Consider the following 15968-nt stretch of genomic DNA (forward strand, 5'->3'; position numbering starts at 1 on the left):
AGGACCAACAAAAAAATCCACATGACATTAACTGAATTGTTAATGTCATGTGGATCTTTACCTACATCTGTTTAGAAATATCAATACATATCATCGTCCCTACATTCACTTCGCTTTCAATTGTAATTCCGTAGGGTTCTCCATAGTATAATTTAATACGTTCATGGACATTTTTCAGGCCATATCCCGTTCCGCTAGCATATAAGAGACGATTGATTAGCTCTTGATTCATCCCTTTCCCATTGTCACTCACGACAAATCGGATATGATCATCGTATGTATAGGCTTGAATCGTAAGGATTCCTTTTCCCTCATCTTTTTCATCAATACCATGTTTGATCGCATTCTCAACAATCGGCTGCAGTATGAAATTTACCGTCTGATAATAGTTCAAACCTTCTTCAATCTCATACACGACATCGAACGGACGATCATCATGCATAGCCAATTGAATATCAATATACGCTTGGATATTAATAATCTCATCTCTGACACTTGTTAATTGCTTTCCTTGATTCAGACTTGTACGGTAGAATTTCGAAAGAGCATTCACCACAAGGCTGATGTCTTCCGCTTCCATTTGAACAGCGCGCCAGTTAATAATCGACAGCGTGTTATATAGAAAATGAGGGCTAATCTGGGCTTGAAGAGCTTTCAGTTCGGCTTCCTTCTCCATAATGCCAGATTGATATACTTGGTCAATCAATTCCCTTATCTTTCGAACCATACTTGCGAAGCTGTTCGTAAGTTCGCCAATTTCATCTTTGGAGTGTGAGTGGATAGGGACATTGAAGTTACCTTCCTCCACGATTCTGATTTTCTTTTTGAGCGTATAGATAGGCAGTACTATCGTCTTTGTAAAGATCCATATAATGAACAATAAGATAGAGATACACACTAATATGATAGATACCATCGCTTTTAGAATATTGCTAGTATCCATGATCATCGAACGTACAGGGGTATAATAATAAAGAGTCCACCCAGGACGCTCAATATTACTTTTGACCAGTGAATATTCCTTGTCGCCAATATCTAATTGTCCGGTACTAGCACTTATGATTTGACTCGCTACAGCATCTTCTTCCCCACCACTCGCACTTGAATAAATCACTTGTTGATTACTATCCGTAATAATCGTGCCATAGTCACTACTATTATTGATCTCGTCTAATTTCTCGAAGATTCTATCTTTATCCAACTTCACATGCAGAACACCAGCGAAGGTACTATTATTACTCTTCATAATATTATGTGTTGCAAATAAGACACCTTGGTCATAGGTCCATGTTGTCTGATTGCGCTGTTTGGCTACTTGATACCAATCCAAATTCCGAACGTTCTCACTTGAATAGATAAAGTTCCCGATCTGCCTACCTGTAAATTCCGAGTAAAAACTGACTTCTTTCAGCTCCATATTGATGTTCGTGTAGTACCAAAGCGTTGGCTCAATATTCTCATTTAGTTCTTTCGTATAGCTGAATATATCCCCTAATTCGTACCCCATAATTTTCTTGATAATTGGATTGAATGCCATGAAATCGATAAAGTTGCTCTGTTTCTCAAAATTCTGTTCTAAGTTAAGCGAAATCTGCTTCACGGTATTCTCCATGCCCATCATGAGTTGCTGCTTCAAGTAAAATTCAGCCATTCGGTAAGAATAGACGCCCAGTACCAAGATTGGGATAATGATCACGACCAGATAGGATGCAACCAGCTTGTTCTTGAGCTTCATATCCCGGAAGAACGTCAATAATGTTCTCATAATGATCGAGCCTTTTCTCGATATTGCGTGGGCGTAAGCCCGAAATGCTGTTTGAAGGACACACCGAAGTATGAGAAATCTGAATACCCTACCATCTTATACACATCATTTATTTTGTAATTACTTTGGTCTAAGAATTCTTTCGCTTTCTCCATACGATATTGATTGATATATTTCACGACACTCGTCCCTGTTCTTTTTTTAAAAAGATGACTGAGATAACTGCCGGACAAATGAACTTTCCCCGCCAAATAATCCAGACTCAAATCCTGATCATAGTTACTCTCGATGATACGGATCAAATCATCTATGGCTCTTATGCCATACTCCGTTTCTGGTGTACGATTTCCCATGGATTATAAAATTGAATCTGCACCCAACTTTGTATGCGGTTTCAAATTAGGTTGTAACTTATGTCGTTCTGCTTCTTCCTGCTTACATTCTTCAATAACCTCAGAAAGTACCCTACGCAATTCTTGTGCTTCAACGGGCTTCAGCAAATAATGGAGTACCCTCAATGGAATAGCCAACCTTGCATATTCAAACTCTCCATGACCACTGAGTAACATAACTTTCATATTTGGATAGATCACCCTAACATGCTTAACTAGCTCCAAACCATCCATGAATGGCATCTTAATGTCCGTTAGAAGAATATCAAATTTCTGTTGTTGAACAATCTGTAGTGCTTCTTTACCGTTTCTCGCCTCGCTAATTTCGATAGGCAGTTGATATTTAGAGATCAAGTATTTCATACCATCTCTCTCATTTTTATTGTCGTCGGCAATAAGCATTCTGTACATGGTGATATCCCCTCCATGGTCTATTTTACCAACTTCATCTTTGAATGATCAATAGTATTAAATGCTCAACATATTCATGTAAATCAAGTGAAATGCGGGAAAAACAGCTTTCATCGCCATAATTTTGGCTGAAAGCTGCTTTCTGCAAGAATTCTATGTTATTCTTCTGTTCCGAATTCAGCGTAAGTATTCAAGATCCTACTCACGGCTTCATAAAGTGACCCTTGAGGTTCAATGGCATATAATTCATGTCCTTGTGTCCATTCATATTCCCATGCATACCAATCAATTGGCACTGGTGTCGATTGTTTGGATATCGCATCCTTGAGACTCTGGATAAACATTTCCCAACGTGGCAAGTAGAAACTTCTGATTAAGCCCGACCATTCTCTATGAGAATAATCATGCAGTGACTCCGAAGATTCCTTCGGACCCCAGAGCGTTACGAGCGTCCTTGCGTTGAACTCGAACAATTCTATTTCTTCTTGGCTTCGTCCCATACGCTTAGCATCTTCAAGCCATGGTCCAAGCATAAATGCCTTGTTGGTAGATAATAGTTGCTCCTGCATCCGAACAAGTTGCAAGAACTGTTCAGACTCCTTATCGAACGTTGCATAATCTCCTATCCGATAAGCCTCCGAGAAACGTCCATAATACACGCGGGACAAATCCCCTAAAGCCTGTCGTGTCACATCTGTGAGGTCATATCGATACGTCTGCGAATCTTGATATTCTTCATAACATGCAAAGAGAGATTTGCATGCTTGACGTACAGCCTCAAGTTCATAATACTCTTTCTTTGGTCCCCAGTTGGACACACTTGAGATTTCCAGAGATGGACGCGCACATATGAATGATTCCATACCACCCTGCTGTACCGTATTACAGTTATATACGCTGTGATGTAGCCAATTCCAAGCTATCCGTGCTTGTGGCTTTACCTTGCCATAACGTCGTTCAATGTAACCATTTAGCCATTCCCCAACATCTGTCGCATCCGAGCGCCATACGGAGTCTGCCAATAGATCGTACATGACGGGATTCGTCTCTATCCCTTCCATTGCCATTCCTATTCCACTCATCCGTCCTGCAGTAGGATTATGTATCGTAGCAATAGGATCATGTGCAATCGTCTCTAAGTTACCGAACATCCCGTTTTTACCACCGTAATTCTGAATCATACACCATACCCAGGGAATCCCTTGAAAAGCTTCATTACTCTCCCATGTTGGGTGTGATTCGCACCACAGATCAAGAACCAAGGCTTGCTCTGGTATCACATGCTGTAATATTTCTTTTTTCGGATTACCCTCCCAAGCCTGAAACACCCACACAGCTTGTGGATCATGACGAATCATCTCTGACTGAACACCAACCGCATAGGCGCCTAAGTCAATGCCATCGGTTTTCCCACCTTCATGGAACGGATCTACACTATAGAAATGAATGTCTGTTCCGAACAGCTTTTGTTGTTCCTCATAAAATGCGGTAGCCACGGTTGCATACATCGGATCATCCGTAAGCAAGAGTGATGGTCTATCGAAATTGCACCATTTCCCTTGATCGATAGGTTGTGAACTTGGGAATTTCTCACCGAAGTCCCGTGGAACCATACCACTATATCCAGGAAGTACAGGCGAAATGCCTAGATCTTTCATTCGTTGGTGAATCGCTTGTGCTAATTGAGCTCTATCTTCGAACCACCATTCGGGTAGCGGTCCGCCCCAAGAAGTCATATTCTGCATCCACTGCCACGCGAAGAATGCGGGACCGCATACAAATTCAGATACTTCATGTTCTTGATATCCTACACGAAGAAGTGTTCTTCTCCATACTTCTTCTTGCCCAACAATACTAAGCGCCAAATTGATACCGTTCATCGCCATCCGATCAATTTCTGTTTCCCAACGATCCCATTCCCAAAAAGGCATCGAATATGAGAAGGTACAATAATTCAAATAGTATCGATACATATAAGGAGTAGCTAGACGAATTGGCTCATCAAGCTTTAGTAATTCGTCAGGTAATTCAAGATTATTTCCACACCATGATAGATGCGCCTTGCAAGTATGTTTTAAGTACCAGTGAAAGCCTGATGCAAGAGCTGTTCCTGAGGAGCCTTTGAGAACGACGACCCCGCCTTCACTTTCTAACTCAAATACATCCTGACCCTTCTCCTGGTCTATCGTTTCCAATCGAAATTGCGAAGCCTTTTCTTGCCCAATCACTCTTTCGATCATACTTAATACATCCATCTTATCTACCACATGAAGTATCATAGAATGCACCTTCCCTTTATCCTTTTAGCGCTCCTGCTGCGACACCTTTAATAATGTACTTCTGCATAGCAAGATAGAAAATCATAAGTGGCGCAACACCCATCAGCAACATCGGGAACAGACTCGTCCAGTCAACTGAGAATTGACCCACATTACGGAAGACTTCCAATAGAATAACGTTATTTTCTCTGGATTGAAGGAACAGAAGCGGATTCATAAAGTCGTTCCACACGTTCAATGTACTTAAGATCACCACGGTAGCAATAACCGGTTTCAATAATGGGAACGCGATTAGCCAAAATGTTTTAAAAACAGAACATCCGTCTATAAAAGCAGCTTCTTCAAGTTCAATCGGGACCGAACTGAGAAAGAAACTATGAAATAAGAAAATAGCGATGATGCTACCCGTACCGATATTCACAACGGTAACCGCTGCAAGATGGTCCATTAGACCAAGCGCATTGATCAATTTATACAAATTAACGAGTCCCATTTGGAAAGGAACCATCATACCCGCCAAGAAGAACATGAATAAAAAGCGGTTAAACGCATGGTTTCTTCTTGCCAAAGAATAAGCAGCCATAGAGGAGAACAAGACAATCCCCAAAACTGATGTGACCGTTACAATTAACGTATTCATAAATACACGCGGATATTGCATCGTCTCCCATGCTTCCAAATAGTTGGCAAAGTTCAAAGATGACGGTAACGCCAATGGAAAGAGCGTAGCATCTTCAGGTGTTTTAAATGTCGTAACAATCAAATAATAGATCGGTATAAATGTAATCACCGCAGCAACAATCATACAAAGTTCAAACAAGGGGTTACCCCATTTACGCACGAATTTTGAACTCATCTTGTATTTTCACCCCATTTTCTTAAGAAGCTCATCATCACCATCGTGATAATCATGACAGCGATAAAGAACACGACGCCGAAGGCAGCGCCTTTTGCATAAAACCCTTCGTTAAATACGGTCTTGATATAAGCCGTCATAATCGTTTCCGTCGAATTACCTGGCCCACCCTCCGTGAGTGCAAAGATAATATCGAACACTTTTAATCCACCGATCATGGCTGTGACCGCAACTACGTTAACGGAAGGCTGCATAAGTGGCAAAGTGACTTTCCAGAATTTACGCCAGCTATTTGCACCATCAATTTCCGCTGCCTCATATAAATCTTTGGGAATAGACTGTAGGTTGGCAAGGAAGATAACCATTGCCCATCCTGTCCATTGCCATAATTGCGTAACCACGACTGAATATAAAGCTAAGTCTGGATTACCAAGAAAGTTGATCTTCTCAAATCCAAGTGCAGTGATCGCACTGTTGATCAGACCGAAATCTGAAGTAGACATGAGATAACTCCATAAATAACCGATGATTAATGGACTGAAGACTGCCGGTAAGAAAAACATCGAGCGTAGAATATTTTTTGTTTTTAATTTACGATCTAAGAATACAGCCAGTATCAAGCCTAAAGTCGTCTGAAATACTGTCATTAATAATGCGTAAATAATAGAGTTCTTAATGGAGATCATCAACAGGTCGCTATCAAATATACCTATGAAATTCTCAAGACCTACAAATTTCAAATTCGTTAATTTCATATTGGAATAGTCGGTAAAGCTATAATAGAACGTCGATAAAAAGGGATATACACAGAACAGTAAGTAAAAAATCAGTACTGGTAAAATCAATATTTGATAATCAAATTCCCTCTTTAACAACCTCATTTTCGTATTCATATGTCATTCAACCTCTCTGTAAAACATTTGCGGCAGCCCTGTAGCACTGCCACAAATATTAGGGTTCATTACTCTGCTTTAGCTTTAATTAATTCTGCTGTCTTTTTATCAATGGCTTGTAGTGCTTCAGTAACCGTCATTTTACCGCTTAATACATATTGGAAATACTTACCGTAATCTTCAATTACATTAGAAGCGTTACCCCAGTTGTTCCAAGGTGCATATACATTTCCAGCTTTCAATGTTTCACTTACACTCGCAAATTGTTCAGGCATTTCAAATTCAACGCCTTTCAAATAACTGCTTCCACCCTTGTTATCGTTCCAGAACGCTTGTTGACCTTCAGGAGTCGAAATCAAGTCCAAGACCTGCATAACTTCTTCCTGATGCTTGGAATTACTATTCGCTGCAAAGCCTACGCCTGGTCCACCAATCAACCATCCTGCTCCTGGCTCAGTTCCATAGAACGGGAACATATCAAATTTCAAATTTGCATTTTTCTTCTGAATCGTCTCAACTGCCCATGGGCCAGATTGCCACATTGCAGCTTTACCCGTTGCAAACTCATCAAGCGCTTGATCATAATCAATACCCAACATATCTTCCGTTAAGTATTCCTTCTTGATTAATTCAGACCACTTTTCTATCGCTGTATTCCAGTTCCCATCAAGCTTTGTTTTACCTTCAGCATATTGAACATCGAAATCTTTATTCTCAGGTTTAGCTAAGAAATCGTTCATTACGAAAGCCATCGAAGATTTCATCATCGGCTCCCAAGACTTAGCGCCCATGGCCTGCGGCTTAATCCCGTTCTTCTTCAAAGTTTCATGAAGCGCTAGTTCTTCTTCAAACGTTGTTGGTGGCTTTAGATTCAATTTGTCGAAAATTTCTTTGTTATAGAACATTCCTTCAAACCAGCTAATACCTGGAAGCGCATACAATTTGCCGTCAACCGAGTATACATTTTTCCCGCCGTCATTATAGCGATCTGCCAAAGAAGAAATATCCTTAATGTATCCTAGCTTCGCATATCTAGAAGCCGTATATGGATTAGTGGAAATAATATCCGGTCCTGCTCCTGCTGTTAGCTGCGTTTCGATAATGTTCTGATATTGTTTGTTATCAATAAATTGATACTCGACTTCAATGTTCGGTAATTTTTCTTTCACTAGATCTAGGAGCGTCTTAACGCTTTCCTCTTTGTTCCAGTATGCGATTCTAACTTTCACTTTGTCTTTCTTGTCGCCTTGATCAGCAGCTGCTGGTTCGTTCTTCGCTCCAGAACAACCTGCAAGTGTCAACGAAAGTGCGGTTACTGCAGTGAGAAGTAACATATTAACCTTCTTCATGGTGAGACCCCCTTGTTTATTTGTATTTATTTCTTTTTCTTTCTTATCTTGAGTTTAGAGTAGTTCATACAATTTCAAAATCTAAATTTTTTTGGTTCAATATGAATAATCAGCTTTCTTTAGATTTATTGATTATTTCTGATTCCAAAACTCCATGCATGTACAATAACCCAGTTGGGGCAACTGGGCTAGGGATTTGTGAGTATCTTTAGTTCATTTTAGCTATATTTATTTATAAATGACGTTACCGCCTCTTTTAAATTCTTGCGCTTTCTCTAACATTCCTGCCTCTATTGTTTCCTTTTCCTCCAGTTGTAAGGCTCTCGTAGAATCCCGTATATCGTGAGAAATCCTCATGCTACAAAATTTCGGTCCGCACATGGAACAGAAATGAGCCGTCTTAGCCCCTTCCGCAGGGAGTGTCTCATCATGATATTCGAGTGCTCGCTCAGGATCTAGCGATAAATGAAATTGATCACGCCAACGGAACTCGAACCGAGCTTTGGAAAGCGCGTTATCGCGATCTTGCGCTCCTTTATGTCCTTTTGCCAAATCAGCAGCATGTGCTGCTATTTTATAAGTAATAACCCCTTCACGTACATCCTCCTTGTTCGGTAGACCTAGATGCTCCTTCGGCGTAACGTAACATAACATAGCTGTACCGAACCAACCGATCATCGCCGCACCAATGGCAGAGGTAATATGATCATAACCCGGTGCAATGTCTGTCGTAAGTGGACCTAATGTATAAAAGGGAGCCTCATTACAAATTTCAAGTTGCTTATCCATGTTCTCCTTTATCAGATGCATCGGCACATGTCCCGGTCCTTCGACCATTACCTGTACATCATGACGCCAAGCGATAGCTGTTAATTCACCCAACGTCTCTAGTTCCGCGAATTGCGCTGCATCATTAGCATCTGCAATCGATCCAGGGCGTAAGCCATCCCCAAGGGAGAAGGAAACATCGTACGTCTTCATGATCTCACATATGTCTTCAAAATGAGTATAGAGAAAGTTCTCTTGATGATGCGCAAGACACCACGCCGCCATAATCGAACCACCTCTTGAAACGATGCCTGTCATTCGCTGGGCGGTTAAAGGAATGTAGCGAAGTAGAACGCCGGCATGAATGGTGAAATAGTCGACCCCTTGTTCAGCTTGCTCGATGAGTGTATCGCGGTACACTTCCCACGTTAGATCTTCCGCTTTGCCATTCACTTTCTCCAGAGCTTGATAAATTGGCACTGTACCAATAGGAACAGGAGAATTGCGAATGATCCACTCGCGCGTCGTGTGAATATTTTTACCCGTGGATAGGTCCATAATGTTGTCTGCGCCCCAACGTGTCGCCCATCTCATCTTCTCTACTTCTTCCTCGATAGATGAAGATACCGCGGAGTTCCCAATATTGGCATTGATTTTCACCAAGAAATTCCGTCCAATAATCATAGGTTCACTCTCAGGGTGATTGATGTTCGCTGGGATGATAGCACGACCACGAGCTACCTCATCTCTTACAAATTCCGGTGCCACGTTCTCACGAATAGCAACGTATTCCATTTCCCCTGTGATAATGCCCTTACGTGCATAGTGCATTTGAGTGACATTATGTTCTCTCTTCGCTCGTAAAGGTTTTCTTTGAAGCGCTGGAAATACTTCCGCCGCTGCTTTTCCATTTGCATTGCCGTTTGAAATGCCGTTATCCTCAGGTTTCACAGTTCTTCCTTCGTACGTTTCTGCATCCCCACGTTCTTCGATCCACCCCAACCGATTAGGCGCTAAACCTTGCCGGATATCGGTATGAATGCCAGCATCCGTGTAAGCGCCACTTGTATCATAGACATGAATCGGCGTATTCTCCTCTTCTCCATACATACTCGAAGTTGGACCAAGTGTGATCTCCCTCATCGGCACCTGAATATCTGGGCGTGAGCCCTCTACATAAACTTTTTGACTTGCTGGAAAAGCCGATAAATTGATTGGTTCCTTCTTCATTTCGCTTGTCATCTCATTTCCTCCTAAGTAAAGGTGATTTGATCAAGCGGAGTAAAGTCTACTCCATCAAGTAGAGCCGGCTTCGCCGTCCTTATAAGAACGGTTTTCTGTTTCTACGAGAAATATAAAAAAGACCACATCTGATTAAGATGCGGCCCTTAGAGTAGACAAATAGAAATAAAACTCCATTTCCTCCGCTGGCATTATCCAGATCAGGTTTGACGGTCGATAGTTATAACTATCCTCTCAGCCTGGTCCCACCAAGCTCCCGTGACGATATAATTGCTACATTGAGTATAACGTAATAGTAAAAAATATCCACAATTATTATTGCACAAAAGGGAGATTTGATTAAAAAAAACACTCTGTTAATGTGAATATAGATAAAGTCCATAATCTTGCATCACAGAAGTATGTCCCAATTGCCGCAACATGGTCGCTACATTGCCACGGTGATATGATCCATGCGTTACAACGTGTAGAATCGATTCAGAAGGAGATGTTTCAAGCAACCCTGCATATGGATTATCAACTACAATTGCCCTCTCCAAATCTTCTTGAAGGTTAATAAACACTTTGTACCTCTCGGATAAATTGAAAAAGAGGGTTTCCATTTCCTCAATATTGTTTGCTTCCAACTCTTCTCTTACTGCATTCGCAGATGCAAATGCTTCTTTCATGCTTTTCCCTGAGATAATATCAAACCATCCAGAATCTACGAGGTAAATGTGGGTCATCACCTTGGAGATGGAAGAAAAACCATTCAGAACTTCCTTATGATAAATCTCCTGCGGAAGTTCTTTTAAACGATTCATTATCACTCCGTTTGCCCATACGTGGTAGTCGTACATTTTTATTGTTGAATTCGTCATTTTCGAATTCCCTCCTTTTTCTTCCTGATATTTGATACCCCAATAATAAAGAAATATAGCTAGCATCTTAATTGTATTTCTATTTTTAGAAATACAACCCTTTTTTAACTATAAATATTCCAAAAAGAGCTAATCGGAAAATTCCGATTAGCTCTCATTTAACAATAGGTACCTCTGAAATACATTTATGATTGCAATTGCATTAGAATCTGTGGATCCTTAATCTTCTTATCCTCAGCCAGCAGCACGATCTTAGACAAAATTTCTGCTGTCTTCGGATCTTCATCCAAGAAAGGTAGGAATATACGGCCTCTATGCTGTGAATGTACAGGAATGATATGCATAGCGCCCGTAGCTTGTCTGTAAACCATACCGCTACCTAAATGTACCCCATACTCACCCAGGGAACCTTCAATTCGAGCATAATTACCTTCTATACGAACATTCTCGATCTTCAAGAGACGAAGTGACTCACTGACGATGACGCTTCGCATCTCAATCGTAGTCAGACTAGCTTCCGGATCTACGCCTCCGACATGCGCGACGCTCACGACTAAATCTACGTCTCGCATCACTTCTGAGAACAGTATCGGAGGAACCTTATCCAAGGCCACGCTCTTATAGGTATTGCGATCCAAGAATTGAACCGTCTCAAGCGTAGGCGCTTCAGTCTCCGAGGGAGAGAACCAATCTGCCATCGCGTAAAGATTCGCGATTAGATTCTCCGCATAGTATACCTTCTGTAATCCCTCTTCATAACTAACTGTCCACTGCCTACCTTTGAGTAGGGAGACTGTCTTTCTCGGCTGAATTTGATGCCCAGCATATCTGCGAGAAACGGTTTCATTAGCCTGCTCATCCGCATTAGGAAGGTATAACTCACGGAATATCTGCTTGAATGGCTGACGGAGTTGACGATCGAACAAATCCTTCTGATACTGACTCCATTGACCACTTTTATATAAATGAAGGGGATGTGCAATCAGGAGTTCTTCGTTATCCCCGATAAGAACTAATTTACCTGCTGGATCGAGAAGTCCACCTGTATCTGCATCGAAGTATCCCAAAGTCTCACCTGATTTAAACACCAACGTCCGCAATAGCGGTGTGATAACTGGATTTCCTGATAACCCCTTCAACTCTTGCAGTGTAAATGTGTTCCCTGACTCCATCGAGCGTTCAAGCTCCTTACGTGCTCTCCGGTATTGCTCTGTTAGTTCAACCTTCATTTCTTTCAAAGCAGCAATATATTCATCTTTCTTGTACTTTTCAGGAACGGATTTTAACGCCTTACCTTTACGCATACTGCCAATCTCTGACTTTCCTTCGTCATCAATAAGAAGCTGTACTGTCGTCTCATCATCTAGGATATGGGGCTCGAAGAAGGATTGCATATCGTCCAACTTTCGCGCTTCCATATCCCACATCAGCCGAATGACATCACCATACCCTGCATTTCTCGCCAAATTGCCAAGGGCTATCTGAGAGATCATGCCTTCACTTGCCCGACGCTGAGCACCAAATTTCTTACTCTGCACAAGAAACTGCTGAATGAACTCATACCGATCACGAATATCCTGCTCACGATCATCACCTAATGAAATAAGGCTATAACAGAGTAAGTGATCCTTATTCCGCTTTTCTTCTACCGACTTCTGTATTTCCATAATATCCAGCTTACCCAGTGTCGCATCCGCGAACAGCTGTGATCTTCGGTGGTTAGCTCCGGCTGATATATATTTAGCACAATCGTACAATAAATCGAACCGTTTCTTCCCCAACCTATTATAAGCCTCTTTAAACCAACTAATATCAAAGGCACCATCATTAAAGTCTTGCGCTGAAATCGGTGAATAGTGCGCGACAACAGTCTCTTTCTCAGCAGAGAAGCCTTCATTAATGTGTGCATGGAAATACCAAGCTGCACTACGCAGACCCTCCCAATCTAGATATTTAGCTACAATATCTAACCACTGAGGAGCATACATGGCTGCTTCTAGTAACCTTTTCTCCGTAATATTATGACCTACAAGCATTTCCCTCAAGCATGTGTCATCTTCACCCTCGCGTGGATAACTGATCTTCAGTAAATGACTGAACGTTTCCTTCTTCGTGATACTGTCCCCATATCCATAGATATAACCACGAATGAACGTGTCCTGCTGTAAGCCAGATAATATATGAATGAAATGCTCCATACCCTCGATCCGATTCAGTGCCATGCCTAGAGGTGTAACATCAGTCGCCAGATCGCCACGTTCGAGCTCTATCTCTAGAATTCTCTCTACAGCAGTCTGTCGAATCGTAACTAGCTCAGGTTTGGCATCGATCCAATCATATCCTTTAGATGTAATACTGCGCATATGATGGCGACTGTCATGACTCCCTAACAATTCCCGATATACTTCTCCTCTTCCGATCATTCCCGCTTCAAAAGCACGCAAGTAATCCTCTAGTTCAAGTACGGAATCAACACGCTCTTTCGGGCTCATCATATTAAATGCATAGAAAGTATGGAACACTCGCTTAAAGCTGTCATCATCATACATTCGACTACGGGCCATGGAGAACCACGGATTCACCAAGAGCTTGAATATCCCCCATTCAGTGGACACCTTCTCCTTAGGCATCGCTTGCATCACAGCATTTAGAGCATCTACGCTTAAATCAAATGTTGAACGTTTATCACTATCTATGAAGTATGCATGAATAAGAGTAATGATCTGATCTCTATACTTAAATTGTTTGAGTGCATCTTTAATCTCTTGAATCTGAGCAACAGGATACACCTGCTCCGCAAATTCCTTACGCCAACCCTCGAGCAACGTATGCTTCGCAAGCTCCGTGTAATCCATTTCACCATCAGAGAAATAATGATAATACTGGTTCAATGTCTGATCAAGAGGGTCAAGTAAAGAATAGAAATAGAGCTGCATGAATTCAGTAGCACCTAAATGACTCCGTTCTAAGTAATCTCTCCATACCTCATGCAACGGATACTTCGTAAGCTCTGCTGTATCTTCCTCTTCATCTTGAAGTGGATGAAGCCTTCTTAATCCTGTACCGAGTAGCAATGTATCCTTATAACCAGAATAATACTCTACCTCATATTCATAATCACGATGATTATGAATTTCTTGCTCCAGCCCAGAAAGGAACAGAATCACCTCTTCTGTCGATAATCTGAAGATGTCCTTCCACTCAAATCCTCCTATTTCCGGAGCTTCTGTTAGCCAAGTTTCGATAATATTCGGATCAAATAGACCGAAGCCATTCGTTGCGGTATATTCGTTCTTTTGACTAAGCTTTCCAATCAATTGCTGCTCCTTCGGCGTGGGATTCTCAATTAAAAGAGGTAGTGAACTTAGGCCCTCATACTGCTTCGTTCGTTCGCTGTCTCCATAAATTTCGACTATGGTCTCCAGTGCTGCCAGTCGTTGTAATTCACTCTTACCTTGTAATAGACGCGTTAGTGAGCTCTTCACATTGGCCTCTGGCTGACGCAACAGTAACTCAATAGCACTTTGACGTAAGGAACCTGTCTTGAGCTTCAACAAACCTTCTATTAGTTTCAACTCTTCATCCGATAACGTCAATTTCTTCGCCTTGTCGAGTGCTTTCTCGCGATTAAGCATACTCTTATCGGATAGGGATGAGAATATAAATTCACGCTGTGCAGAATGATCCGTATCTTTCATGAATAAAAACAACAACTCACCACGCATATCCGCACTTAATCGATCCTTCAAAGCAATTATTGTGGCGATCCATTCACAGTCCATATCATAAGCTGTAAGGTATAACATCTTCCGAACGGGGAGATCCGGCGTGTAATGAACATGTGCGAAATCCAACACTTTAGAAGGTCCAGAAATCCCTTTGTGAGTCATGGCAAGGAACATGCCCTTAAGCTGCTCGAATTCACGCCGACGCTCATTCTTATCCTCCAAGACAGGCGTATGTACAATCGTAACGCTAGCTTCCTCTTCCCCCCAATTACGGAAGTACTCATAACTATAGTTGGATAGAATCCAATACTGTAATTCAGGGTCCGTAGCATCTAGGTATTGTCTAGCAATCTCATAACGTACATCTCTATTCTCACTATTCACGAGTACGTACTGTGCAATGATCTTCTGATACAGCGCACCATGCTCCATCAAGTGCTTAATGCCACTAAATAAATCACGTTCTTCATATACTGCTGTAGCCCATAAACTTAAATAGACGTGATTCGCATTGTCACTCGACAACCACGATGTACGAACTGATTCATCACTTAAGACAAGATAGACGCCTTCGATCAGTTGTCCTGCTACACGTTGATTCGCTGATTCCAACCCCATACCCGTCCATACACCAAGCGCTCTCACGACAGAACTATAACGAATATAACCTTGATCTATGATGACCTTCAGCATGTATAGATTCGCCTCAAGCGTTCCCTCGTCCATTCGTTCCACAATGGATTGTCGAAGCCCCTCTTGTAGTCGTGCAGCCGTTAATAGCTCTCCCATCATCACGTACAAGTCCGATTGATGACTCATAAATATTCCTTTGATCATCCCATGGGTAAGTAACGCTGTTTGATTATCTCCATAAACAACTTCCTTAAGTGCCGCAATGACCTCTGCATTGTTACGATCTATCTCAAAAGCAATGACATCACTTATCGTCTGTGCCATTTGATAATTCTGGCGTAAGGGATAGTCCGCTCTCGTCAAATAATCAATCATTACGAAATCATGACACTCCATGGATAACAGTGAACTCAGCTTGTTAATCACCTGGCCCATGTGGGCCTTCCGTTCCGATGTACGGAAAGGTCTACGTTCGTATCCTGTACCATAAGGGTATTCCGTCGCATGAGAAGCAATATATTCAAAGACTTCTCCCGTATACTCATTCGTAAGTAGCCTTACAACTTTCACTAGGGGTTCGAATAATTTCTCATCGTTGCCACCAGCAAGTGACTGCAATATCTCTGTACATTTCGTAAAACATTCTTCATTCTGAGTCACGTATTGAATCTGACCTAACTCTACCACCAACTGAGCTAATGGAGATAAATGAAGATCTAACCCCTCAGCTATTTCTTGTAATGATGCAAAATAACGTTTCTCTCGTTCCTGCTTCTCCATCAATCATTATCC

At 41.6% G+C, this 15968-nt stretch carries 10 protein-coding genes and 1 riboswitch; all 10 genes read right to left on the minus strand.

All coding sequences use genetic code 11. The features are described from left to right. Positions 1-61: 61 nt before the first annotated feature. A complete protein-coding gene (locus BW961_RS20675) occupies positions 62-1765 on the minus strand; it encodes a sensor histidine kinase (RefSeq protein WP_068591404.1) in 1704 nt (567 codons plus the stop codon). Next, positions 1762-2118 (minus strand): helix-turn-helix domain-containing protein, encoded by a 357-nt coding sequence (locus BW961_RS20680; RefSeq protein WP_068591402.1) that lies wholly within the window; start codon positions 2116-2118, stop codon positions 1762-1764. The genes BW961_RS20675 and BW961_RS20680 overlap by 4 nt, the downstream gene beginning before the upstream one ends. 3 nt (positions 2119-2121) lie before the next feature. After that, positions 2122-2568, minus strand: coding sequence for a response regulator (locus tag BW961_RS20685; RefSeq protein ID WP_068591399.1), 447 nt, complete (start codon positions 2566-2568; stop codon positions 2122-2124). 158 nt (positions 2569-2726) lie between these two features. Then, positions 2727-4847 (minus strand): alpha-N-acetylglucosaminidase, encoded by a 2121-nt coding sequence (locus BW961_RS20690; RefSeq protein ID WP_068591397.1) that lies wholly within the window; start codon positions 4845-4847, stop codon positions 2727-2729. 16 nt (positions 4848-4863) lie between these two features. Next, a complete protein-coding gene (locus tag BW961_RS20695; protein WP_068591395.1) occupies positions 4864-5703 on the minus strand; it encodes a carbohydrate ABC transporter permease in 840 nt (279 codons plus the stop codon). Further along, positions 5700-6596 (minus strand): carbohydrate ABC transporter permease, encoded by an 897-nt coding sequence (locus tag BW961_RS20700; RefSeq protein WP_139331704.1) that lies wholly within the window; start codon positions 6594-6596, stop codon positions 5700-5702. The genes BW961_RS20695 and BW961_RS20700 overlap by 4 nt, the downstream gene beginning before the upstream one ends. Before the next feature lie 68 nt (positions 6597-6664). Beyond that, complete coding sequence (locus BW961_RS20705; RefSeq protein ID WP_068591393.1) at positions 6665-7945, minus strand: ABC transporter substrate-binding protein; 1281 nt, start codon at positions 7943-7945, stop codon at positions 6665-6667. Between the two features lie 228 nt (positions 7946-8173). Then, the gene (thiC, locus tag BW961_RS20710) at positions 8174-9955 is read right to left on the minus strand and encodes a phosphomethylpyrimidine synthase ThiC (RefSeq protein ID WP_068591391.1); all 1782 of its coding nucleotides are present in this window, start codon (positions 9953-9955) and stop codon (positions 8174-8176) included. 160 nt (positions 9956-10115) lie between these two features. After that, positions 10116-10225, minus strand: a riboswitch (TPP riboswitch). Between the two features lie 86 nt (positions 10226-10311). Further along, a complete protein-coding gene (locus tag BW961_RS20715) occupies positions 10312-10815 on the minus strand; it encodes a DinB family protein (RefSeq protein WP_068591389.1) in 504 nt (167 codons plus the stop codon). Between the two features lie 185 nt (positions 10816-11000). After that, positions 11001-15956 carry a DUF4132 domain-containing protein gene (locus BW961_RS20720; RefSeq protein ID WP_068591387.1) on the minus strand — a complete coding sequence of 1652 codons (4956 nt, stop codon included), beginning with the start codon at positions 15954-15956 and terminating at the stop codon, positions 11001-11003. Positions 15957-15968 lie beyond the last annotated feature (12 nt).

Origin of the sequence: Paenibacillus macquariensis (assembly GCF_900156375.1) — a bacterium.
GTDB lineage: Bacteria > Bacillota > Bacilli > Paenibacillales > Paenibacillaceae > Paenibacillus_AQ > Paenibacillus_AQ macquariensis.

Bases quoted from the DNA above. Each gene is read 5' to 3' on its own strand.
- BW961_RS20685 (WP_068591399.1), bottom strand. From the start codon at position 2,568: ATGTACAGAATGCTTATTGCCGACGACAATAAAAATGAGAGAGATGGT.
- BW961_RS20680 (WP_068591402.1), bottom strand. From the start codon at position 2,118: ATGGGAAATCGTACACCAGAAACGGAGTATGGCATAAGAGCCATAGAT.
- BW961_RS20695 (WP_068591395.1), bottom strand. From the start codon at position 5,703: ATGAGTTCAAAATTCGTGCGTAAATGGGGTAACCCCTTGTTTGAACTT.
- BW961_RS20690 (WP_068591397.1), bottom strand. From the start codon at position 4,847: ATGATACTTCATGTGGTAGATAAGATGGATGTATTAAGTATGATCGAA.
- BW961_RS20720 (WP_068591387.1), bottom strand. From the start codon at position 15,956: ATGGAGAAGCAGGAACGAGAGAAACGTTATTTTGCATCATTACAAGAA.
- BW961_RS20705 (WP_068591393.1), bottom strand. From the start codon at position 7,945: ATGAAGAAGGTTAATATGTTACTTCTCACTGCAGTAACCGCACTTTCG.
- BW961_RS20675 (WP_068591404.1), bottom strand. From the start codon at position 1,765: ATGAGAACATTATTGACGTTCTTCCGGGATATGAAGCTCAAGAACAAG.
- BW961_RS20715 (WP_068591389.1), bottom strand. From the start codon at position 10,815: ATGACGAATTCAACAATAAAAATGTACGACTACCACGTATGGGCAAAC.
- thiC (WP_068591391.1), bottom strand. From the start codon at position 9,955: ATGACAAGCGAAATGAAGAAGGAACCAATCAATTTATCGGCTTTTCCA.
- BW961_RS20700 (WP_139331704.1), bottom strand. From the start codon at position 6,596: ATGAATACGAAAATGAGGTTGTTAAAGAGGGAATTTGATTATCAAATA.